We start from the raw sequence: 21,775 nt of genomic DNA on the forward strand, positions 1-21,775 counted from the left end.
TGAAGATCCGAAGCTCAAAGAGAACGTGCTTTGTTCGCGAGGGTGGCCAGCGACGCGAGACCGTCGAGCACGGTCGACTCGGCGACGCCGAAGTCGATGAGGCAGGCGATCTCGTTCGCGCCAGCTCGATGCAGGCTTTCGACCATCGGCAGCGCCGAATCGGGGGTGCCGAACAGGCCGTTGGTTCGGTAGTAGCGCTCGAAGGCGAAGTCCAGCACCTTGTTTCGTGACCTGTCGTCCAAGGCGTCGAGCGCCTCCGCACCACGGCGCCACAGATCGACGGAATCGGCGAGGTAACTCCTGAACGGTCCCTGCACCGCCTGCCGCACCGCGGCGTCGTCGCCGCCGACGAAGGTGTGCAGCATGACCGTGACCTTGCCGCCATCGGCCTCGTGGCCGTGTCTGGCTCGCGCCTTGCGATAGGCGGTGATCTTATCCGCCAGTTCGTCGACGCTCTGAAAGAGCAAGGCGGTCAACACATTCGCACCGAGCTCGCCCGCCATCTCGAAGCGCTCTACTCCCCCGCTACAGGTCACCCAGGCCGCGAGGTCCGGCTGGATCGGGGTGGGAAAGATACGCACCGATCGCGATTCGCCCACGCCGTTCGGCAACGCGACCGACTCGCCGCGCCACAGCTGTTGAACGCTGCGCATACCGGCGCGTGTGACGTCGACCCTGGTGCGGTAATTGTGTTGCGCCAGTACGAAATCGTCGGGGTTCCAGCCGGTGGCGAACGCGACATCGACCCGGCCGTCCGACAGATTGTCGACCACCGACCAGTCCTCGGCGACCCGCACCGGGTTGTGCAGCGGCAGCACCACACTGCCCGCTCTGATCCGCACCCGCTCGGTGATCGCCGCCAGTGCCGCGCCGAGGACAGCGGGATTCGGGTACAGACCGCCGAACTTGTGGAAATGCCGTTCCGGCAACCAGATCGAGGTGAAACCGTGCGTATCGGCGAAGCGGGCGCTGTCGAACAACAGCCGGTAGCGCTGCGCACCGGAACGCTGTGCGTCGCTGGCGAAGAAGAACAGGCCGAACTCGACACCCGAGCCGATCGGGCAGGATCGCGCGATCGAGCTGCTCGGCGCGTTGACGACACCGGCGCTCGGATCACGGTGTCTGGCAACCTCGTCGACCAAATCGGCGACGCACAGGTCGGCGTAGATGTCTTCGGCGGACATCTCGATGCCGAATCGATCCTCGAGGATCGTCAACAGCTCGGCGGCCTTGACCGAATCCAAGCCCAGCGCGGTGAGCGGTGTCCGAGGGTCGACGAATTCGAGGCCGAGGCGCTGCCTCGCCCACTCCAGGAAAAACGTCGCGGTATCGCTGCGCTCACTCATATGGCCCTCGATTCGGACTCGTTGGCGTACAAGTGACGTAGGTGCGATCGACGGATCTTGCCGCTGGTCGTCTTCAGCACCTTGCCCTTGTCCACGAAGATCACTCGATGCAGCGCTACGGCGTGGTCGCGACTGACCGCGGACCTGATCGACGCCTCCAGGGCGGCGACACCGTCGTCCGCGATGTCGTCATCGAGCTCTTGCACGACGATCAGCCGCTCTTCGCCGTTTATCTCGGTCGACAACGCGGCGCAGCCACCACGGCGCAGTCTCGGATGCGTGGATTCGATACTCCATTCGATATCCTGCGGGAACAAGTTTCGCCCGTTGATGATCATGACCTCTTTGAGCCGTCCGCAGACAAAGAGATGCTCGTCGACCATGAATCCGAGATCGCCGGTACGCAGATAAGATGTTCCGCCCTCATCGGCGATCTCTGCCGAGAATGATTGCTCGCTCTCCTCGGGTTTGTTCCAGTAGCCCGAAGTGACACTCTCGCCGCGCAGCCAGATTTCGCCGACCCGCCCGGTCTGCGAACGTCGACGTGTCTCGGGATCGATCAGCGCCACGGTGCCCGCCCCTACCGGCCCCAGATCGACCAGTTCTCGACCGTTCGGCTTTTCCACGACGACACCCTTTTCCAGTTCGTCGCCCGCGAACGAACACGTGCGCAGCCCCGAGTCGACCGGTCCGCCGCTCACATACAACGTCGCCTCGGCGAGGCCGTAGCCGGGGAAGAAACTCTGCCTGCGAAATCCGCTCACGGCGAATTTATCGGCGAACTTTCGCAGCACGATCGGATTGACCGGTTCGGCTCCGACGAAGGCGACGTCCCACTGCGACAGATCCAGCTGCTCGGCCTCGGTAGGCGATACTCGCTCGGCGCAGATTCCATAGGCCAGATTCGGCCCGCCCGCAGTGGTATTCGTGTTTTCCGCTATCTCGTTCAACCAGATGAGCGGATTACGCAGAAACGTCAGCGGCGGCATGAGCGTCACGGGGTACCCGGCGAAGAGTGGCGAAAGAATGCCCAGAATCATGCCCATGTCGTGCGACGGCGGCAGCCAGTGCACGGCCGAGCTCGCCTCGGTGTGCCCGAAGGCGCGCCGTTGGCACTCGAGGTTGTGCATGAGGTTGCGGTGGCGTACCACCACACCCTTCGGGCTGCCGGTGGAACCCGAGGTGTACTGCAGGTGGGTTACGTCGTCTGCCGAGGGTGGCGGCGTGTCGAGCAGTTGCTGGGAGCTATTGCCCGCGGCGGCCGCGCTGTCGATGATCTTCTCGTCGGGCCAACCGAGCAGGTCACGAGCCACCGACGCGGCCGACTGCGGCGCGATGACGGCAACGGCGCCACTGTCGCGCGCGATCGCCGCCACGGTCTCGGAATGTCGTTGCGAGGTCGGCACATACAGCGGCACGGCGACGCGCCGGATCAGCAGGCAGGCGAAAAACGCGTGCACCATGTCGAGGCTCGGCGGGCAGAGCAGCAGGATTCGATCGCCCGGCGCACTGACTTCCCGCAACCGGGTCGCCAAGCCGATCACCCGGTCCAGTAGAAGTGCGTAATCCTCGACTTCGCGATTACCGCGACCGTCCAGAAAGGTGTAGCCGACTCGGGTGGGTTGTTCGACAGCGCGACGCACCAAGATGTCCGCCAGAGTCGACGGACGCTCCGATATGTGTTCGTAACTCATCGACCTTCGACCTCCCAAGTCAGCTCTAGCCACACCGGACGAACGACATTCAGGCCTGCGGAAAACACCCTTGCGGGTGCGGACACGCTCCGCGCGCAGCACATCCTCGCACAGATCCGATCGACCGAGCGCCGCTCGAAGTTCCCACGCCGTAGCGGGACTCGGACATCAGAACTTCGGCGCGAGGGTACGCATCTTCATCACCAAGCGACTGCTTCTGGCACTGGTCAGTTGTCTTGAAAGTCTCGGAAAACGTTGCGTCAGCGGCACGGTGGGACAGTTGGACGTATCGAATTGACGCGTGTCACTGTGCTCCTTTCCCAGTGAGGCGCAACGGCAGTGGTCGAGTGTTCCTCCTAGTTCGTCGCCGCGAGTGTCGCGGATGGGTCGAGGATTATGCCGACCCCGGAAAGCCGCGGTGGGCGGCCGCTGCTGCAGTGAGAATCGCCAACTCGGTCGCGAAGCACATGTCGGCGCCATAGTCCCGTTACCCGAGGGCGTGTCGTGGCCGCTGTTATCCGATCGTTGCCGAGAGGTCGACGCAATTTTGTAGGCGATGGAGAGAATAAATTAGCGCGGATATTTCACAATTCGCGATGTTCCAATGGATTTCGGACTTCGTGATGTCCAGTGAGTAATATCATCAGGCATATCAAATTTCGCATCGAACCGCATGACTGATTCCCCAAAGGATCGGCCTCAGCGGGCTACTCGGCTCTACCCGACGACTGGGGAGCCACCGGCGCCAGCCTGCGTGCCGCGCCAGTTTCCTTATGGCACAAGGTATCCCGCCTACCTACCGGCGTCGGAGCAACGCACCTACCGGACGCGAGGGCTCGGCCCCTTGCCCAGCCACCGCGCGCGGCCTATCGTCTTTGTTACTTCAGAGCTCGAAATGTCTTCGCTGACACTGTGTTTGACACAGCCCCGCGCGGCGACGAGCGTCGGCGCACGTCTGCGGCGAAGTCATCTACCACGCCGTCCGCTGCCCACCGGCACACGGCGCTAACGCCGGATGCGAACCCCGCACACCCCGGCGCACCCTGTTTCCCACGAGGAGATCACGATCATGACCACCCATCCCGCTCCGGATAATGACGCCGAACTCCCCCAGGCGATTACCCGAAAACGCTTGCTGCAACTCGGTTTACTGGCGGTGCCCGCCGCCGCGGCTCTGACCGCCGGTGCCGCGACCAGCAGTGGTAACCCCGGCGAAGGCCCGCGGGCGCTGCCGGACGATCTGCAGCCGACCCCCGCCTGCCACGACGGGGACGCAGCCACCGTCCCGCAGACCGAAGGCCCCTACTTCAAGCCGGACTCGCCGCTGCGCAGCGATCTGGTGATCCCCGGCGCCCCGGGCACTCGGCTGATGGTCAGCGGCTACGTGTTCTCTCGTTCCTGCCGACCGGTGGACAAGGCGTTGCTCGACTTCTGGCAGGCCGATGATGCTGGCGCCTATGACAATTCGGGCTTCAACTGGCGTGGACATCAGTACACCGATGCGAGTGGCCGATTCAGCCTGTCGACCATCGTGCCGGGTCTGTACCCGGGTCGTACCCGGCATATCCATGTCAAGGTGCAGGCACCCAACCAGCGGGTGCTCACCACTCAGCTGTATTTTCCCGGTGAGCCGCGCAACAACACCGATTCCATCTTCGACCGTCGGTTGCTGATGACGGTCCGCGCCGTTCCCACAGGGAAGGAAGGGACGTTCGACTTCATCCTGAACTTCCGCTGACGAGGGCGCGGACCGTGGTCGAACCACAAGGGCCTCAGATGATTTCGACGTTCATCGTGTAGGAGGCGTCGTCCTGCGGCGAGGTGAGCGTCACGTGGTACCTGCCCGTCTGCGGGAGCCGGAGCTGGCTCCAGGTGTTGTCCCGGCAGATCACCTGACCGTCGGGCGCCGCGATGACGAAGCGGGCGGTGCCGGACGCGGAGGTGTAATGCGAGATGAGGTCGGTGGTCATCTGCTGACCGGCGCGCGCGTCGAGTACCCAGACGTCGGTGTAGCCGCGATTGATGTAGCCGGTCACGGTGCCGTGGTCGGTATTCGGCGCGAACTTGATCTCGGTGTAGACCCCGCTGGCACCGGCGACGCCCGCGCCCGCGGAGACGGCGAAGAACGCCGCAGCGATCGTCGCCATGGCGAAGGCCACTTTGCGGAAGGTGGTGAGACTGGCAGTCATGGTGTTCCCGTTTCTCGATGCAGTGAAAGGTGGTACGCCACAAAGGTTGCCGCCCCACACTCATCACGATCTATCGGTCCACTAACGGCGAAGCGGGCTGCCGTTGGCGGACGCCATCGTCTCGCCTCGGCTGCTACAGTATCCTTTGTATACAACGGATGCGAAGGACGTGGTGTGGTTTACGAGGACATACGTGAGCTGATCGTGCTCGGGGTGATTCCAGCGGGGCAGGCGGTCGGCGAGCAGGAGTTGTGCGATCGGCTCGGTGTCAGCCGCACGCCAGTGCGGGAAGCGTTGCGGCGCTTGGAAAGTGACGGTTTGGTGCGTGCCGCGCGCCGAGGTGTCACGGTGGTCGACCTGGATGGCAAGGCGCTGCGTGACGCGTACCTGATGCGGGCCAGCCTGGAGGCGCTCACCGCGGAGCTGGCCGCACAGCGCCAGCAGGCGGGTGAGCTCTCGCCGGCGGCGCTGCGCAAGCTCACCGAGCGCGCCGATCTGGCTGACTCGGCAACCCGCGAGGGCGATCTCGCCGCCGGTGTCGAGCACAATCGAGCCTTCCATCGGCTGATCGCCGAACTCGCCGATATCCCGATGGCGCTGGAGGTCCTGGACCGGGTCTGGGATCGGATCATCGTGTCCACTCGGACATCGCTGAACGCGCCGCCGCGACCCGCGCGCGTGGACGATCAGCACCGCCACCTCATTGCCGCGATCACCGCGGGCGAGCCGAACGCGGCTGCCGCGCATGCCCGTGACCACGTCCTGGCCACGATGTCCGTCGTGGCCGAACTCGAGCAGGGAGCGACCAGTTGAGCAAGGAACACGGTTACCAGGTGACGGTACGGTGGACCGGGAACGCGGGAACCGGCACCTCCGGCTACCGCGATTACCGCCGCGATCACGACATCCTCGCCGACGGTAAGGATCCGGTGAAGGCCACTGCCGACCAGGCTTTCCTGGGCACCGCGGACCGGTGGAATCCCGAGGAGCTGCTGGTCGCCGCGCTGTCGCAGTGCCACATGCTCACCTATCTCGCCCTGTGCTCCCGCGCGGATGTGCTGGTCACCGACTACGCCGACTCGGCCAGTGGCGTGATGCGGGAGGACCTCGGCGGCGGCGGCCGCTTCACCGAGGTGGTGCTGCGGCCGGAGGTGGCGGTCGCCGACCCGGGTATGCGCGACCAGGCGATGGCGTTGCATGAGCAGGCGCACAAGTTGTGTTTCATCGCCAACTCGGTCAACTTTCCGGTCCGTCACGAGCCAGTGGTGCGCTGACTATCGCGAATCTTCTTATTGGGCGCGGGACTTCGACGTGCGCAGAGCTCAGTGTGCGGATGGGGATGCGGGCTCTTGCCGACCGGCAACCGAGCCTGCCCCTGGCAGTTGCGCCAGGACCTCGAGAATCCGCTGCCAGGCGTCATCGGACGCGCTCGCGTCGTAGCTCGCCGGGCGGTCTTCGCACAGGAAGCCGTGCTCTGCCTGCGGGTAGACGGTCAGTTCATGCCGCACTCCCCCTTGCTGGAGGCGCTTGCTCAAGCGCTGCCACTCGTCCGGGGAGATCAAGAAGTCCTGTCCGCCAACGAGGCCGACCAGCAGCGTGCCGTGCTCGGCAAGAGCCGCGGCGCCCGCGGGCGTCAGGGGCGGTTCGGGGTCGGCCAGTGGGATGCCACCGTCCAGGGTCCAACCGCCGTAGCAGCTGATGACGGTGTCGAGCGGCAAGCGGGTGGCGGCGAGGACGCCCAAGTGGCCGCCGAGCGAGAACCCGGTGAACGCGCGAGCGTGCCCGGCCCCCAATTCTTTACCCGCGGCAAACGCCGCTTCGGTATCGGCAGTGACTCCGTCACGCGTCAGGTGACCCAGCAGTCGGAAGCCTTCCTTGCGTCCGGCGTCGTCATAGCCGAGGTCGGCGCGGCGGGCCGTACGCCAGTAGAAATCTGGGGCAATCGCCGCGTAGCCGCACGCCGCAAGACGATCGCATACCTTCCGCACCCAGGCCGTGACACCGAACAGTTCCATGCCGACCACCACGGTCGCCGCAGGCGCCCCCGCCGCCGGCACGGCCGCATACACATCCAGCCCATCGGGCAGGCGCGTCCAACGAGCAGAAACCGGTAGAAGATTCGACACGGGGGCTCCCCGAACAAGCAGCAACAGGTATCCGAGGCGTGCCCCCGGACGATCCAGGCTAGCCCTCGGCACCCTCCCCGTGACCACGGCCACCTGTCTCCACCCGACCGGATTGAACACCGAGTCCTGGTTCGCTTACCCGGACAGCAGTTAGATGACCTGCTCGCGCATGCGGTTGTGATCGACTCCCAGTTTCACCAGCACCTGCGCGGCAATGCTCTCACCTTCGCGGAGGAGTCCGAGCAGAATATGCTCGGTCCCGATGTAGTCGTGACCGAGGTACTGTGCCTCGCGCGGGCTCAACTCCAAGACCTTTTTGGCTCGGGGTGTGAACGGGATATCACCCGGCGGCGCTTGCTGACCCTGCCCGATGATCCATCTCACCTGGCTGTGCACGTCTTTCAGCGAAAGGCCGAGCGACTCCAGTGACTTGGCCGCAGCACCCTCCTCTTCATCGATCAGCCCCAGCAGGATGTGCTCGGTACCGACGTAGTCGTAGTTGAGCATCCGAGCCTCTTTCTGAGCCCAGGCGACGACACGCCTTGCGTTGTCGGTGAATCTATCGAACATCCCTCTCCGATCGACCCCGTCAAGGCCCTCGCTTACCGGCCACGGTCCCGCCCTAGACGGTCCCACTGATCGCCGATCCAACTCCTCACCGACCGCGCCTCGTCGTTGATGGACTTGAATGGCATCGAACCATCCAGCGCGGCAAGTCGACTGATGCTAGCTCGGGAGCTCGGCGTTGCGGGCCCCGCAGCCCAATGCGCAACGACCTAGAACATATATCCATTAATAGCGTGGCAGCTGGGCGAACTCAGCCTTGAAAACGGTTGCCCGCCAATAGGAATCAATGGCCGCGGCGTACCCTCGGGTGGTATGACCGAACCAAAACGCAGGCGCGTCAGAGTCGAGACGAGTCAGAAGCGGGTACGGGTCTACCTCGGCGGGCACCTAGTGGCCGATTCGACCCGGCCGGTGCTGGTTTGGCAGACCCCGCACTATCCGATCTACTATCTGCCGGTCGCCGACCTGCGCACGAAACTGGAACCGAACGGTGAGACCACATACTGCCTCAGCCGCGGCGAGGCGACCTTGTACGACGTCGTGGTGGACGGCACCGTCGCGGCAGGCGCGGCGGCGCGCTACCTCGATTCACAGCTGCCCGAACTGAACGACCTCGTCCGGCTGCGATTCGACATGATGGACGAATGGTTCGAGGAGAACGAGCCGATCTACGTTCGCCCGCGCGATCCGTACACGCGCGTCGATATCCTCACCAGCTCCCGGCACGTGCGGATGGAAATCGACGGGGTCACAGTCGCCGATTCGCACACCCCGCACATCCTCTTCGAAACCGGGCGCCTCGTGCGGTACTACCTACCACCCACCGATGTCCGGATGGACCTGCTCACCCCAACCGACACGCACAGCTCGTCCCCGTACAAGGGCACCGCCGACTACTGGTCCGTGCGCATCGGCGACAACGAGCACCGGGAGATCGCCTGGGGCTACCGCACCCCACTCCCGGAAAGCCAGAAGATCGCCGGGCTGGTCTCGTTCTACAACGAGAGGGTCGATATCTATCTCGACGGCGAACTCCAGGAACGCCCGCATACACCGTTCGGTTGGACATCGCCCGATCTCTCGCGCCCGGCGAAACCGTCGGCCAGTTCCGTCGCATCGCCGTCACGGGCGGACGTCGAAGCACCCACGGTGTCGGAGTGAAATCCGTCGACAAGAATTCCGCAGCCCCCTGTCACGCTTGCGCGGTATTCAGCAGAAACGGACGTTCGCGAGATCAACTGTGGGCCACGGCTTGTTCTCGATCGAACGCACGCTCGGCGGGGCTATGGGCGGGTATTTTGACTTACTGCGATTGGGTCCTGTCGCGAGGCGATGGCGAGGTCTACCAGTGCTGCTGCTATGGGCTGTCTGTCTCCAGCATCAATACCGTCAGGTCCAGAAGTCTTTGGTAGTACTCGCGACCGTAGGCGTCCAGCTCGGGGATAACCCGAATGAGTCGCTGTTCGCATTCGGCGAGGAGGTTCCATCTCCAGTCATCCAGGAGACCTTGTTGCTTCAGCCAGACGGAGACACAACCGGCTGGGTCTGCATCAAGCATCACCATGTCGAAGCCTGCCACGTCGGCACCTCGCCACCGACTCGGGAACGGCGCCTTGTTGTGGGCCTCGAAAAGCGTCGTGACTGCTGCCAGCCGATCCGTGAGATCCAACAGCTTCCTCCTCCTAGGCCACGTAGCAATGGTACGGGCGCACGCTCATCGGCAGAAGAAGCGGACGTTCGCGAGATCAACTGTGGGCCACGGCTTGTTCTCGATCGAACGCACGCACGGCGGTCTGAGCGGATGTTCAGTCGACGGTTTCACGTTCTGCAAGGAATCGATCCAGCAGGTCGAACAGCACCTCGAGGATACGGATTTCCTGTTCGAGACTGAGATCTGTGACGAAGTCCCACTTGGGCAGCGCGATCTGCTTGATCAGACCAGGCCAAGTGAAGCTGCTCTGGCGGCGAAGGTGATTGGCGAGAAGCCAGTCGCGAAAGCCGTCCAGTCCTGGACCGCCCGACCGACGCGCGGCGTAGTCGTAACCGTCGAGGAAACACGTCACGCCACGAACACTTGTGAAGCCGATGAACATGCCGGGGCGCGCCGCGAACTGTCGGAGATATTCGCGTTCGGTAAGCATGTCCGGGTCGATCGGCTTCAGCTCGATTTCTCTTGCGCGCCGGCGTTGCGCACGAGCCTTGACCGCCAATATTCGAGACGGGCTAGTAGTTGGATCGGGCGGGATAGGCTGCGGCCGTGAGTGATCTCGAGAATCCGGTTGGGGCGGAAGCATTTCGGCTGGGGCCGGAGCGGAAGGAGCGGGGTCCGGAAGCGGATCGTGTGGATCAGCAGACCGAGGAGGCATTCACCGGCGACGCCGAGTTGCCGTCGGCGGGGCAGCGTGGCAGCTCGCAGAACCAGTTGTTGCCGCCGGCCGACTATGACGGCGCCGTGCGAATCGCCCTGCTGGCTGCCGGGTTCGACTGGACGTGGTACATCGACAAAGACCTGCAGCGTTTCTGCGACGCCGCTGGGTGGTCGATCACGGGGGCCACCAAATGCCGAGATGACCTGCGTACCGATCTCGGCATCCAATCGCAGTCAGCGACAGTCGGATTCGTGAAGCGAATGTTCGATGACATTCGGCTGCCCGTCACCGACCAGCTCGATAAGTCACTGCCGTGGGAGCGACGTCAGAAGGCCCTTGTCGCGACGTTCGCAGCGTTCGGTGATCGTTTGATCGAAGCTCTGGGCCCGCCGACCCGATGCGAACCAGGTGCGACCGGGACCCTGCTTTGGGACCGCTACCGCGTCTGGATCAGGCTCGAAGTCGGCCTGGGAGACATTCGCCTGCATCTCGTCAGCTGGGAATACCAGGCAACCGCCGACGCCGAGGCGAAACACGACGCGGGTGACTGGTGACCGCCACGAGCGACGACACGACCCTTTGATCGGTGTCCGAAATTGCCGAGCAGTTCCGGGCGGAAGCAGCCGCTTTTTCCAGGGCCCCGAGAACTCGGCCGGGTCAAGGCTTGTCCGCAGTGACCTGCCGGTGCTCGTACCAGATTCCCGGGACGACCGATCCGTTCGGCAACGGCTGCGCTCGCCGATCTTTTTCCGTCGCCCCGATCCTGTCACAGATGCGCTGCACCGCGAGATTCGACTCGGTCGTACCGATCTCGACGGTAGCGAAACCGGCGTCGTGGATCGCCTCGACCAGCGCGGCCACCGCTTCGCTCGCGTAGCCGGCGCGCCGGTGCCGTGGTCCGATCCACCACCCGAGAGTTCGCGACGATGCATCGCTACCACTCGGGTGCACGGTCGCGCCACCGACCAGTGCCCCGTCCGACCACGCCTCGAACACGAGAAGCCCAGGAGTCGGGTGCCCAGACCTGACGGCCTTCACCATTACCCGAGCATTGCGTTCCGTCCACCCGTTGCCGGCGAGCATCTCCGCATCGATCGCGGCGGCGAGCGCGACCGCGTCCTGCGGTGCCGGCGGGCGTAGCAGCAGCCGTGCAGACTCGACCTCTCGCAGCACGTCATAACGCGCCCTGATGTCCTTGTCGACGAGCCCACTGACTCGCCACATCCAGAGCCCGCCCGCGACAAGCACGACGCCTACCACGAGCACCACCCAGAAGGCGATAACGAGTCCCCTTGCGGCGGAGCCCGATACGACCGTCCACACGACCGTCATCACGACCCCGACAACCACCGCCGGAGCCCCGACCTTCGCGATCCAACTCGCCAGCCCGCGAACGGCGGCACGCCAGTGCCCTTGCTGAAGGGCCGCGCCGACATACGTGATTCGCCACATGGGAAACATGCGCGAACCATATTCGATGCTGTCGAACCGACGCGGATCTCGGCCCAGAAACCAAGAAAGCCGTAGGTCGGTGACCGACGCCGACGGCGAAATCAACACATGATCGGTATTGTGAGATGTCCTGAGCCACAAACGATCTCCCACACCGAGCGCGCGCTCAGCGGTATGCGAGTGCGTTCGCCGCCGTCAAACGATGGCAACGGCTGTGCGGTCAATGTATGGTAGGCGGCACCGCGGTGCCGATCGTCACGGTTTCTGACAGAGAGTCAACCAACTCGCCGCTGATCGTGATGTAAGCCATGAGCGTGTGGTCGCCCGGGCTGAGCGGTGTCCAGCCGGTTTGTCCCCACTCGCCAAAGTCACAACTATTGGTGGCAAACGAAGCGTAATCCTGTCCATCGATCCGGACACCGATGCGTTCGGCCGGTGGATAGCCAACGCAATCGCCCGTCAAGGTGATGGTGTCCGCTTGCCCTACCACATTAGGGCCCGTGATCGTCATCTGGAGGTGGTGCGGGGTATCCCCGGGCACCGCTATCGCATTGGTAGCCAAGATGAGTCCGGCAGTAAAAACTGCACCGGCGAGCGCCAACAAACCGGCTCCAACACGCGCGACAGGGTGGCCAACGGTAAGGCGATTCATTTGTTCCTCCCCAAGCCAGATGATACCGGCCCAACTTAGCAGGGCGAGTGCAAACTTCGGGGTTTCACACCGACTGGGGAACTGTGGGAATTATCGAGCAAGGCTACCTCGACTGGCTCGCAATCATCAACGCACACAACTGAACTCAGCACACCTCCGCGTCGGCTGACGCCACTGCGACTTTGAGGTCTACGACCCTCGAGAATCACGGAGGGGCCTCCACCTCTATCGCATGGTGGAGTCCGCTTTTGCCGTTGAGACGCAACGTCATTCGCAGGAGTCCACACCAACTCCGAACTGCGCCTGTACTTCTACTGGTGCAGTCACCACCAACTCACACAGTCGCGGTGCTGGGCGACCGACGTCCGTCTCGCGTGACCTGCTGCGCGTCAGTCCGGCAGCCAGTGCAGCTCGTGGGCCAGGGTTTTGGCGACGATGCGGACGCGGCGGTGTAGTGGTGACTGCACGCGCGGGAGGACCAGGTGGATCGTCAAGGGAGGTGCGCCTCGCAGCGGTCGCCACGTGAGACCTGCCGGTTGTGTGGTGACCGCGGCTTCACCGGCCGGGGCGAGGGTGAGCCCGTCGCGTAGGTCGCGCTGCGACATGTCGAAAGAGACCGGGGGCGTATGGAATCGGGGGTTCAGTCGGGTGTCGCGGAACAGTGCGGTCAGCTGATCGTGGATCACGGGGTTGGCCGTCCGGTCGGGCAGTCGCAGCGGATACGCGGCCGCATCGGCGATCTCGATCTCCGAATGTTCGGCCAGCGGGTGATGCTGTGCCAATTGGACCCCGACGCGCAAACGCCGCAGCAGGAACCGGCGCACGCCACGACCCGGCTGTTCACCGCGGGTGATCCCCGCATCGATGCGGCCGTCGGCGACCGCGGCAGAGATCTCCGGTGTCGCCATCGGGACCGCGCCGACCTCGAGTCCCGGGCTGTTGCGAATGAGCCTGTCCACCAGGGCCGGTGCCGTCTCGGCCCCCGCGCTGAGGCTGTATCCGATGCGCAGCGTACCCAGTTCACCGGCCCCCGCATTCCGGGCGGTGTCCCATGCCCGGTCCAGCGCCGCCAGCGCGGGCGGCGCGGACTCCGCCAAAGCCACACCGGCCGTGGTCAATACGACGCTACGCGTGTCACGAACCAGCAGGCTCGTACCGAGTTCGGCCTCCAACCGGCGCATCCGGGCACTGAGCGCGGGCTGCGCGATACCGATCCGTGCGGCCGCGCGGGTGAAGTTCAGCTCCTGCGCCAGCACCAGAAAGTACCGAAGACTCACCGTATCCGGCGCCACATGCCCTCCCTGCCGATTGATAACGATCCGTTCTGAGTCTATCCCGTCCCGGTCTTTCCCTAGACCACACATCAAGCCCTAACCTGCGCATATGACGATTCAACCGACCGCGGCACTGGACACCGCACTCACACCCGCCGGGAGGCAATCATGCACAAGTTGCTAGTCCTGTATCCCAAGCCCGCCGACCCTGACCACTTCCGCGACTACTACGTGACCAACCACCTGCCACTGGTCAGGAAATGGCCCGGCCTGCTTGCGTACCGCTACAGCTTCGACGTGGCGGCAGCCAAGGGAGAAGCGCCGTATTTCGCGGTCTTCGAAGCCGACTTCGCCGACGCCGCCGCCCTGGCCGCGGCGCAGTCGTCGCCGCAAGGCCAGCGGCTGTCCGCCGATGTCGTCAACTACGCCACCGGCGGTGTGGTCGTCATCGACTATCCGGTGCAAGACGGCACCGACTGAGGCAGGACGGCACGCTTCGTCGAGCGTCAAAGACAGCCCACGCGAAACTCCGTGTCCAACGTCGATGGACAACGTCGGTCACGGCTGCGCGTAACCGTCTGGGCAGCAATAACATTCGCCATCCGGACCGCTCTTCGGGGGACTCGAAACTACGCTGCCACGAAGTCCGTCGGCCCCGCCATGGCCGACGCCACCGTCGCCGCCGTCCGCGCGTGGCCCCGCACGAACTGTGGTGCGACGCTTGGACAGTCGGCCAGCCGCACGAACTAGTCGCCGTCCGATGCGGGCTGCGCGGTGATCGACCCGACCCGATCAAACGGCGACTGGATCAATAGGCCTGACCACTATCCGTTGACTCCCTCGACCCCGAGAACAGTTCCGCGCGGTTCGTTCAGGCACACACCTCGTTTGGTTGGTAAGGCGCGATTTCGGCCAGGCGCCCAGAGTGCCACCCCGAAAGCGACGCTCGCGACCGAGAACATGATGATCGGCGGAAGCGGAAGTAGTGCCGCCGCGTTTATCAGCAGTACCACCGAGCCGACCAGCCCGGTCAGCGCCGCGACTCGGGCTTGCCCGGCGGCCCGGCCGAGCAACAGAAACAGCACACCGACCAGGATCAGCAGGAGGCCGATGCCGAGACTGAATCCGTTGAGCAAGTCACTGTAGCTGCGCTTCAGTCCAGGAAGATCGAACGTGTGCGACCGCATCGCGTCCTGAATTTCGTTCTCCGCGAACGACTTTGGGAGACGATCCACGATGACATCCAGGGCGGTATGCACGGTGCCGGTCGCTATCCAGCACCACGCGCCGATGCGGTAAGCACGATTCGTTGACACGGAGACCTCCAACTTCTACTGCCACTACACTTGTAGCAATTACTACAAATGTAGCATCTGTTCGGTGAGTGCGATACAGCCCAGCCGCAAGGAGTCATTGACTGACGGCGCGATCAAAGTCATTGCGGATCAAGGTCTTCGCGGCCTGACCCATCGAGCAGTCGACAGCGCGGCCGGACTCCCTTCCGGCACCTGCAGTTATCACTTCCCAACCCGCCAGGCTCTGCTATCGGCCGTGCTCGACCGCATCGGCGCGCTGGAAACCGCCGACATCGAGACCGCGCTAGCGGGTCAGCGACTGACGGACCTGCCAGCCGATGAGATAGTCACCAGAACCACCGACCTACTCGCCCACTGGCTCGGGCCGGCGCGCGGCCGCAGCCGCGCCCGGCTGCTGCTCATGCTCGACACACCAAGCCGTCAGCTGGCCGCACAATCCGCCACAGCCATCACCGCCGGCTTTCACACGATGGCGGCTCGCGAACTAGCCGACCCCGACTTGGCCGGACTCATCATCGCGGTACTGGAAGGGCTGCTCCTCAGCGAACTGACCGAGGGGCACACTCCAGTCGACACAGATCGTCTGCGCAGCCGGATCGTCGCAATCACCACGGGTCTCCTGCCGCCGAGACCTGCACGACGCCAATCCTGACAAGCGTTATTCGCTGGCGGCGAGGTCGGCCCGGGTGTCGTTGACGGCGTTGGCGCGGTCGATCTCGGCCATGTGGTCCTCCGCCCAGGTCCGCAATGCCGCCAGCGGAATCTCCAGGGACAAGCCCAGTTCGGTGAGCCGGTAGTGCACGCGTGGTGGCACTGTCGGCTCCACTCGGCGGGTGACCAGACCGTCCCGGGCCAGGTTGTGCAGGGTCACCGACAGCATCTTCTGGGACACACCGGGCATTCGCCGTCGCAGCTCGGCGAACCGTACCTCACCAGGGGCAGCCTGTGCGAGGACCTTGACCGCCATCGACGTCCACTTTGTGCCGAGGCGGTCCAGCAACTGGCGTGTCGGGCATTGGTGATCGAACAGATCACCGCGGACCGTAACCTTCTCGTGCGCCGCTCGAGTAGTCACCTGGACCTCACCACCTGTAGTCAAAGTGCCGTCTTGGCAGCACAACCTAAGTTACCTACCGTTTGCTGGTAACTAATGGTAACTGACCAGGGAGATCTTATGTACTGCGCCCCGCCGCTACATGCCCCGTCGATCGAGCTGCGCCAGATCGAGACCAACGGCATCAGCGCCAATGTCGCCGTGACCGGCACCGGCCCCGCAGTCGTTCTGCTGCACGGCTTTCCGCACACCTGGCGGCTGTGGAGCGAGATCATCGGCCCGTTGTCCGCGCACTACCGCGTCATCGCCCCGGACCTACGCGGATTCGGCGCCACCAGCCGCGCGGCGGACGGCTACGACGCAGGCACGCTGGCCACCGATATAGCCGGGATCCTCGATGCCCTCGGCGAACCCACCGCTGCCGTGGTCGCGATCGATGCAGGCACCCCGGTCGCGGTGCTGCTCGCCCTGCGGCATCCCGACCGGGTTCGACAACTGGTGGTCATGGAAGCACTGCTGGGTACACTCCCCGGCGCCGAGGACTTCCTCGCCGCAGGTCCGCCGTGGTGGTTCGGATTCCATGCCGTCCCCGGCCTCGCCGAAACGGTTCTGATCGGCCAGGAGGCGCGGTACATCGACTGGTTTCTCACCACTGGCACCCGTGGCCGGGGCGTCCGGGCTGATATCCACGACGCGTTCATCGACGCCTTCACCGGAGATGACGCCCTGCGCTGCGCCTTTGCCTATTACCGCGCACTGCCGACCAGCGCTCGCCAGATCAACCACGCCGTGGCGGCCGACCGGCTCACCACCCCCACCTTGGCGATCGGCGCCCACCCGGTCGGCGACGCGCTGGAGCGCCAGCTACGCCCTTTCGCCGAAAACCTCACCGGACACCTCATTCCGGATTGCGGCCACATCATCCCGCTGGACCGGCCCCGGGAACTGCTCAGCCTGCTGCTGCCCTTCCTCGCCGCTGACCGACCCGCCTGATTACGCAATCGCAGAGCCCCATCCTGCAGCCGTCCTCTGGACATTCGGGGAGACGCCCCTCCGAGGATCCCGACTCATTCCGCCAATCGGCTGTTCCGCCCCGACAGTCGGCGGAGTTATTCAACCGGCTGACCGATTTCGTCGGTTGTCGCCGCTTGATGGAACCGGACGTGGAAGCCTTCGCGCCCGTGATCGGACTCCTGAAATAAGCGCAGGGTCGCGCCAGGCATGAACGCGCGCGGTCACCAGGACGCAGATCTCTGCACGCAGCGAGTCGGGCAGCGTCGCGGCACCGCGGCGATGCCGGTCGTCGCCGCGGGTGTGTCGAGACTACGACCGCGACTCGATGTCGAGCTCGAAACCCTCGTCGTCGCATAGGAAGCGCAGTCCGGGGCCGTCCGCGTCGAAGTACCGAAGGAAGTGCGTGCGAACGGAACTGGCATGCACCGGCAGCACCGATTCGTAGGTCCGGCGTCCCGTCTCGGTGAGCCAGACCGTCATGAGGCGGCCGCGCCCGGCGGGGGCCCGCTCGACGAAGCCTCGCGTCTGCATTCTCGCGAGTTGATGCGACAGCCGCGTTGTGGTCCAACCGACTAGCTCGCCGAGTTGTTTCTGGCCTATTCGCTGGTCCTCGGATTCGTGCAGGCGGGCAAGGATCTGAAAGTCGGCGCCGGAGAGTCCGGTCGCCGCGAACAGGTCACGCTCGACGGCGGAGATTGCGTTGCCGCTGAAACGGAGGAATCCCCGCCAGAGTTCTTTCTCACGCGTGGTGAGCGCGCTCTGGTAGCCGCTATGCGTTGTGTCAGAACCCATCTCGCTCCTGGCTTGGCTGATGTTGTGCGGTAGCATCGCATCAGTGAGTGGATGCGTCAAGTTGATGCATCAGGAAGGGCGATGATGGCGGCTGTGACGGTTCTGGGCACCGGTGATGCCGGATTCGCGATGGCACAGCGGCTGCTTGAGGTCGGGTTCACAGTCCGTGCCTGGAACAGAACCGAATCGCGGGCTCGGCCCCTCGAAGACGATGGCGCGGCGGTCTTCTCGACCGCGGCCGACGCGGTGCGAACGGCCGAGGTCGTCGTCATCACCGTGTTCGACACACCCGCGGTTCTCGGCGTCCTCGAGCAGATCGCCCCCGCCGTGCAGGCGAATACGGTGGTGCTGCAGAGCGCGACCGTCGGCTCGGGCATCGCCGAGATCGTCGAGGCGGGGACGCGCCTGGGCGTGCGCATCGTCGACGCACCGTTCCTCGGCAACCCAGGCCCGGCCCGGCGCGGTGAGCTGACGATCATGGTCGCCGGCACACCCGAACTCAAACAGGCGGCGGCACCAGTCCTCGGTGCACTCGCGTCGAGCATCGTCGATGTTGCGGATGAGCCCGGCGCGGCGAGTCTGCTCAAACTCGTGTGCAACACATGGCTATTCGGGATGAATGCGATGGCGGCGCAGTCAGCCGTGCTGGCCGAGTCGTTCGGTCTGGATCCCGCGCTGTTCCTTCGCGCGGTCGACGGGACGAACGCCGACAGCGCGTACCTGCACTACCGCGCCGCCCAACTGACCGGGCGCAGCGACGAGACGCTCAGCCCGGTCCGCGCCGCGGTCAAGGATCTCGGCCACATCCGTTCCGCCGCGACCGCCGCGGGTGTCCCGGACCTACTCCTCGCCACACTGCAGGCGATCTACGACCGTGCCGCGGCGGCCGGTCTCGCCGACCGGGACCTCGCCGCGGTCCGTGCGGTGCTCGCACGATAACCCCATCAACCGCCACTTCCCTTGTCGCCGAATGGAATAACGAGGAAACACACGCATGGCCGCGCTCACCGGATTCGACGGAATCCACCACCTGAAGGTCTTCGTCGCGGACCTGGCCGCCGACCTCGCCTGGTGGGAAGCTGTCGTCGGTGCCCAGCGTGATCCGCAGCTCGATCACCACACCCCCGACGGTGACGTCTTCGCCCACATCGTGCACATCCCCGGCATAGAAACACCCGTCGAACTGCGGTTGAACCCGGACGCCGCCGAGCGGACGGCCGCGCTGGACCCCGTGACCTTCGCAGTGCGCACGCGCGCCGATCTCGACGTCCTCGGTGACCGATTGAACACACTCGGCATCGAGCACTCACCGGTGCTGCGTGGGATCGTCGGCTGGCTGCTCGTGGTCCGCAGCCCGAGTGGACTTTCGGTCCGGTTCTACACACGCCAATCACACGACCGGAATCCCGCTATGGCGGATCTCGCTTCCCCTTGGCTCACAACGTAGTTCGGCAACGAGCCCTACGACACACTCGATTCAGCAGAAGACTGCGTCAGTCAACTGTTCGACGTGGCTGGACCGCTGCGGCGCACGGCCGGTCCGTGACCGTCAGCGGTGATCGACGCCGTCGCGGGATCAGAAAATCGCGAGGGGGTTGACCGTCACGCCGGTCAAGCCATGGATGCGTGGCGGGCCGACCGCGAGCAGGAAGCTGTAACGCTCGAGTTCCGCGCACAGCGTCGCGAGGTCGTCGAGCTGTGAGCCGTCGATAAGCGGCATCGCCATCCGGCCCAGCGCGACGCCGTGCAGTGGGGACGGTCCATCAGCGTCCAGTGGCGGGTAGGCGTCGCCCCGGTCACCCGTATAGAGGGCGACCCCGCGACGGTGCATCCAGCGCACCGCGTCGAGACTGATGCCAGGAGTCGGCCGACCTGGAATCAGCGGGTCGGCCGGCCAGCCGAACCGCACCACCAGCGCGTCACCCGACCGTATCTCGACGCCTTGCCGTTGCTCGGCGGCTTCGAGGTCGCTCGACGTCACCGCGTGACCAGACGGGAGCGGTTCTCCGACTGCCAGATCGAGCAAGATCCCCCGCGTCACGATTCCGGCGGCGAAGGCCGTTGTCGAGGCGAAGGTGACGCCCGCGGCCGTCACGATCTGGTCCCTCGGACGACCGGGGTAGACCTCGCTGCCGGTCGACCAGTGCGCCAGCGCATCAATGTGCGTCGATTTGGCGTGATGGTTCGTGACCAGCATCAGGTCAGCCGCCACGCCGATCCCGGTGTGGGACATCATCTGCTGCACGGGAGAAACCTCTACCGTCGTCGGCGCGAACGGACTGCTGATCATCGGATTGGGCGTAATCGGTTGCGCCAATGAGGCCCACCGGCCGGTGCGCACCTCCATGGCGGCCCGCGCGCGCACTTCGTCGTCGATGAGGTTGAGGGTGCCGAGTTCGTCGTCGGATCCCCACCGGCCCCAATTGTCAGGCAAATCAAGCTCATTCGGGTCGGCCATCTGATTCGATCCTTCTTGTCAAGTTCAACCGGAACGACGGGCAGCTACCGCCGTGGCGCGCTACCCGGTAGTGCGGGGCGCCGAATCGACGGTACTTCGACGAGCACGACCGCGCGCTCGTCGACAGTACAAGCGCATCAGGCCCGCCGGGGCGCGGTAGCTGCCTCGACCATCCAGTCGGCCGAGGTATTCAGCCAGCTGACGGGTTTCGTCGGCAGTAAGGACATTCTAGAGTTGAACGGTGCTCAAAACGCCTGACCCAGCGGGCATCTCAGAGTTGTCTCGCCCAAGACGACCCTGGGGTCGACAGCGTGCATGCGGAGGGCAACTGACATCCGCACGCTGACCTTCGGCGAATACGGCCCGCCGGACGTGCTCGAGGTAACCGACATCTCGGAACCGCTTGCGGCAGCAGGCCATATCCGGGTGTCCGTTCGGGCGTCGGGGCTTACCCCCTCCGACTGTCATCCCCGCGCCGGGCGGTTCCGCCAGATGCGACTGCGGGAGCAACTCGCGGACGCCGAGACCTGGGCGGAACGGTTCGCGCTGACGAAATCGTTTTTTGCACAGGCTCATCTGTGCCGGGATGTGTCGATCTTCGCGGACCGCACACCGGGGGCGCTGCACGCGGACAATCTGCCTGTCATCGCCCTGGAGCGATATCGGGCCTGGGGAACATTTTTCCAATCTCCGAGGCGACCGATCGGTCGATAGTGGTGTTCACCTCACCTTGATCGACGACGAGAGGACACGTGTCGTGACAGACACTCTCGGTCCTGCGAAGCCGCAGACCGCCCCCTCCGGACAAAGTACTGAGCAGTCAGCGGCGATGAGACCGCTGCTGGTTTGCGGTGTCATCGCCGCGCTGCTCAACATTGTTGTCATCCTCAGCCTCGGGGCCATACGCCCTGGCTACAACGCCTGGGTAGTCCCCGACAGCAACCTCGAACTGGGGCCAGGCGGGTGGATGCAAATCACCAACTACATCCTCACCGGAGCGCTCCTGCTCGCCTTTGCCATCGGGATGAGACTGCGTCTGCGTATTGGACGTGGTTCCACCTGGGGGCCCATCCTGCTCGGCATCTATGGTCTCACCTTCGTCGCCATCGGGCCGATCCTTCCCGACCCGTCGCTAGGTTATCCACCAGGAGCATCGAGCCCGCTGACCGTTCATGGCGCCGTTCATAGTCTCTGTGGTCTCGTTCAGTTCACATCGCTGATTGCGGCTTGCTTCGTGCTTACACGATGCGACGAGGCGCGCGAAAGGCGCGGCTGGTCCTGGTATTCGGTTGCCACTGGCCTGCTGGTCGCGAGCTCTTATGTCGCCTTCGTCCTCACCGCCAAATTGTCAGATGGGGGACCAGCAGGGCTCATTGAACGGATTGGGATCATCGTCGGCGGCCTTTGGATTGTCCTGTTGGCGATCCGCCTGATGAGCAGACCAGCCCCACGCGTGTCTGTCGAATAAGGCA

General features: G+C 64.6%; 25 protein-coding genes and 1 pseudogene. 12 read left to right on the top strand and 14 right to left on the bottom strand.

Features of this window, described 5'->3' with window-relative positions:
- Nucleotides 1-14: 14 nt before the first annotated feature.
- Together ACIBCN_RS05860 and ACIBCN_RS05865 are read right to left on the bottom strand one after the other, a co-directional pair.
- The gene (locus tag ACIBCN_RS05860; RefSeq protein WP_396990352.1) at nt 15-1,346 is read right to left on the bottom strand and encodes a MupA/Atu3671 family FMN-dependent luciferase-like monooxygenase; all 1,332 of its coding nucleotides are present in this window, start codon (nt 1,344-1,346) and stop codon (nt 15-17) included.
- Complete coding sequence (locus ACIBCN_RS05865; RefSeq protein ID WP_396990353.1) at nt 1,343-3,040, bottom strand: fatty acyl-AMP ligase; 1,698 nt, start codon at nt 3,038-3,040, stop codon at nt 1,343-1,345. The genes ACIBCN_RS05860 and ACIBCN_RS05865 overlap by 4 nt, the downstream gene beginning before the upstream one ends.
- Nucleotides 3,041-4,109: 1,069 nt before the next feature.
- On the opposite strand from ACIBCN_RS05865, the gene ACIBCN_RS05870 reads away from it, so the two are divergent.
- Nucleotides 4,110-4,778: a dioxygenase gene (locus tag ACIBCN_RS05870; RefSeq protein WP_396990354.1), complete on the top strand. Its 669-nt coding sequence runs from the start codon at nt 4,110-4,112 to the stop codon at nt 4,776-4,778.
- A 34-nt stretch (nt 4,779-4,812) separates the two neighbouring features.
- Here the strand turns inward: ACIBCN_RS05870 and ACIBCN_RS05875 are convergent, their stop codons facing one another.
- Nucleotides 4,813-5,229 (bottom strand): hypothetical protein, encoded by a 417-nt coding sequence (locus ACIBCN_RS05875; protein WP_396990355.1) that lies wholly within the window; start codon nt 5,227-5,229, stop codon nt 4,813-4,815.
- Nucleotides 5,230-5,403: 174 nt separating this feature from the next.
- On the opposite strand from ACIBCN_RS05875, the gene ACIBCN_RS05880 reads away from it, so the two are divergent.
- Nucleotides 5,404-6,042 (top strand): GntR family transcriptional regulator, encoded by a 639-nt coding sequence (locus ACIBCN_RS05880; RefSeq protein ID WP_396990356.1) that lies wholly within the window; start codon nt 5,404-5,406, stop codon nt 6,040-6,042.
- Complete coding sequence (locus ACIBCN_RS05885) at nt 6,039-6,503, top strand: OsmC family protein (RefSeq protein WP_396990357.1); 465 nt, start codon at nt 6,039-6,041, stop codon at nt 6,501-6,503. The genes ACIBCN_RS05880 and ACIBCN_RS05885 overlap by 4 nt, the downstream gene beginning before the upstream one ends.
- 48 nt (nt 6,504-6,551) lie before the next feature.
- Here ACIBCN_RS05885 and ACIBCN_RS05890 read toward each other — a convergent pair whose 3' ends face one another.
- The gene (locus tag ACIBCN_RS05890) at nt 6,552-7,355 is read right to left on the bottom strand and encodes a dienelactone hydrolase family protein (RefSeq protein ID WP_396990358.1); all 804 of its coding nucleotides are present in this window, start codon (nt 7,353-7,355) and stop codon (nt 6,552-6,554) included.
- Between the two features lie 153 nt (nt 7,356-7,508).
- Nucleotides 7,509-7,925: pseudogene (locus ACIBCN_RS05895) on the bottom strand (Clp protease N-terminal domain-containing protein); the annotation flags it as partial.
- A gap of 309 nt (nt 7,926-8,234) precedes the next feature.
- Between ACIBCN_RS05895 and ACIBCN_RS05900 the strand changes: the two are divergent.
- Nucleotides 8,235-9,083: a DUF427 domain-containing protein gene (locus ACIBCN_RS05900; RefSeq protein WP_396990359.1), complete on the top strand. Its 849-nt coding sequence runs from the start codon at nt 8,235-8,237 to the stop codon at nt 9,081-9,083.
- A gap of 196 nt (nt 9,084-9,279) precedes the next feature.
- Here the strand turns inward: ACIBCN_RS05900 and ACIBCN_RS05905 are convergent, their stop codons facing one another.
- Together ACIBCN_RS05905 and ACIBCN_RS05910 are read right to left on the bottom strand one after the other, a co-directional pair.
- The gene (locus tag ACIBCN_RS05905) at nt 9,280-9,591 is read right to left on the bottom strand and encodes a hypothetical protein (RefSeq protein WP_396990360.1); all 312 of its coding nucleotides are present in this window, start codon (nt 9,589-9,591) and stop codon (nt 9,280-9,282) included.
- A 136-nt stretch (nt 9,592-9,727) separates the two neighbouring features.
- Complete coding sequence (locus ACIBCN_RS05910) at nt 9,728-10,132, bottom strand: hypothetical protein (RefSeq protein WP_396990361.1); 405 nt, start codon at nt 10,130-10,132, stop codon at nt 9,728-9,730.
- Between the two features lie 47 nt (nt 10,133-10,179).
- Here ACIBCN_RS05910 and ACIBCN_RS05915 point away from each other — a divergent pair, with 47 nt between their 5' ends.
- Entirely contained in the window at nt 10,180-10,845 is a 666-nt protein-coding gene (locus ACIBCN_RS05915) for a DUF6301 family protein (protein WP_396990362.1), read from the top strand.
- A 103-nt stretch (nt 10,846-10,948) separates the two neighbouring features.
- Here the strand turns inward: ACIBCN_RS05915 and ACIBCN_RS05920 are convergent, their stop codons facing one another.
- From ACIBCN_RS05920 to ACIBCN_RS05930, 3 genes are all read right to left on the bottom strand, one after another.
- A complete protein-coding gene (locus tag ACIBCN_RS05920) occupies nt 10,949-11,752 on the bottom strand; it encodes a GNAT family N-acetyltransferase (RefSeq protein WP_396990363.1) in 804 nt (267 codons plus the stop codon).
- A 211-nt stretch (nt 11,753-11,963) separates the two neighbouring features.
- The gene (locus ACIBCN_RS05925) at nt 11,964-12,395 is read right to left on the bottom strand and encodes a hypothetical protein (RefSeq protein WP_396990364.1); all 432 of its coding nucleotides are present in this window, start codon (nt 12,393-12,395) and stop codon (nt 11,964-11,966) included.
- 389 nt (nt 12,396-12,784) lie between these two features.
- A complete protein-coding gene (locus ACIBCN_RS05930; RefSeq protein WP_396990365.1) occupies nt 12,785-13,687 on the bottom strand; it encodes a LysR family transcriptional regulator in 903 nt (300 codons plus the stop codon).
- 150 nt (nt 13,688-13,837) lie between these two features.
- Here ACIBCN_RS05930 and ACIBCN_RS05935 point away from each other — a divergent pair, with 150 nt between their 5' ends.
- Nucleotides 13,838-14,149 carry an EthD family reductase gene (locus ACIBCN_RS05935; RefSeq protein ID WP_396990366.1) on the top strand — a complete coding sequence of 104 codons (312 nt, stop codon included), beginning with the start codon at nt 13,838-13,840 and terminating at the stop codon, nt 14,147-14,149.
- A 344-nt stretch (nt 14,150-14,493) separates the two neighbouring features.
- Here ACIBCN_RS05935 and ACIBCN_RS05940 read toward each other — a convergent pair whose 3' ends face one another.
- Nucleotides 14,494-14,985 (bottom strand): hypothetical protein, encoded by a 492-nt coding sequence (locus ACIBCN_RS05940; protein ID WP_396990367.1) that lies wholly within the window; start codon nt 14,983-14,985, stop codon nt 14,494-14,496.
- Between the two features lie 64 nt (nt 14,986-15,049).
- Here ACIBCN_RS05940 and ACIBCN_RS05945 point away from each other — a divergent pair, with 64 nt between their 5' ends.
- On the top strand, nt 15,050-15,637 hold the full coding sequence (locus tag ACIBCN_RS05945; protein ID WP_396990368.1) for a TetR/AcrR family transcriptional regulator: 588 nt from the start codon (nt 15,050-15,052) through the stop codon (nt 15,635-15,637).
- A gap of 6 nt (nt 15,638-15,643) precedes the next feature.
- Here the strand turns inward: ACIBCN_RS05945 and ACIBCN_RS05950 are convergent, their stop codons facing one another.
- A complete protein-coding gene (locus tag ACIBCN_RS05950) occupies nt 15,644-16,060 on the bottom strand; it encodes a winged helix-turn-helix transcriptional regulator (protein WP_396990369.1) in 417 nt (138 codons plus the stop codon).
- A 99-nt stretch (nt 16,061-16,159) separates the two neighbouring features.
- Here ACIBCN_RS05950 and ACIBCN_RS05955 point away from each other — a divergent pair, with 99 nt between their 5' ends.
- The gene (locus tag ACIBCN_RS05955; RefSeq protein ID WP_396990370.1) at nt 16,160-17,032 is read left to right on the top strand and encodes an alpha/beta fold hydrolase; all 873 of its coding nucleotides are present in this window, start codon (nt 16,160-16,162) and stop codon (nt 17,030-17,032) included.
- 330 nt (nt 17,033-17,362) lie between these two features.
- Here the strand turns inward: ACIBCN_RS05955 and ACIBCN_RS05960 are convergent, their stop codons facing one another.
- Nucleotides 17,363-17,845: a MarR family winged helix-turn-helix transcriptional regulator gene (locus ACIBCN_RS05960; protein ID WP_396990371.1), complete on the bottom strand. Its 483-nt coding sequence runs from the start codon at nt 17,843-17,845 to the stop codon at nt 17,363-17,365.
- A gap of 51 nt (nt 17,846-17,896) precedes the next feature.
- On the opposite strand from ACIBCN_RS05960, the gene ACIBCN_RS05965 reads away from it, so the two are divergent.
- Both ACIBCN_RS05965 and ACIBCN_RS05970 read left to right on the top strand, forming a co-directional pair.
- On the top strand, nt 17,897-18,784 hold the full coding sequence (locus ACIBCN_RS05965) for an NAD(P)-dependent oxidoreductase (protein ID WP_396990372.1): 888 nt from the start codon (nt 17,897-17,899) through the stop codon (nt 18,782-18,784).
- Nucleotides 18,785-18,839: 55 nt separating this feature from the next.
- The gene (locus ACIBCN_RS05970) at nt 18,840-19,292 is read left to right on the top strand and encodes a VOC family protein (RefSeq protein WP_396990373.1); all 453 of its coding nucleotides are present in this window, start codon (nt 18,840-18,842) and stop codon (nt 19,290-19,292) included.
- A gap of 129 nt (nt 19,293-19,421) precedes the next feature.
- On the opposite strand, the gene ACIBCN_RS05975 is transcribed toward ACIBCN_RS05970, so the two are convergent.
- Entirely contained in the window at nt 19,422-20,279 is an 858-nt protein-coding gene (locus ACIBCN_RS05975) for a cyclase family protein (RefSeq protein WP_396990374.1), read from the bottom strand.
- A gap of 339 nt (nt 20,280-20,618) precedes the next feature.
- Here ACIBCN_RS05975 and ACIBCN_RS05980 point away from each other — a divergent pair, with 339 nt between their 5' ends.
- Both ACIBCN_RS05980 and ACIBCN_RS05985 read left to right on the top strand, forming a co-directional pair.
- Nucleotides 20,619-21,017, top strand: coding sequence for a hypothetical protein (locus ACIBCN_RS05980; RefSeq protein ID WP_396990375.1), 399 nt, complete (start codon nt 20,619-20,621; stop codon nt 21,015-21,017).
- 43 nt (nt 21,018-21,060) lie between these two features.
- Nucleotides 21,061-21,771, top strand: a complete 711-nt coding sequence (locus tag ACIBCN_RS05985) for a DUF998 domain-containing protein (protein WP_396990376.1) — start codon at nt 21,061-21,063, stop codon at nt 21,769-21,771.
- The last annotated feature ends 4 nt before the right edge of the window (nt 21,772-21,775 follow it).

Origin of the sequence: Nocardia sp. NPDC051052 (assembly GCF_044456045.1) — a bacterium.
Taxonomy (GTDB): domain Bacteria; phylum Actinomycetota; class Actinomycetes; order Mycobacteriales; family Mycobacteriaceae; genus Nocardia.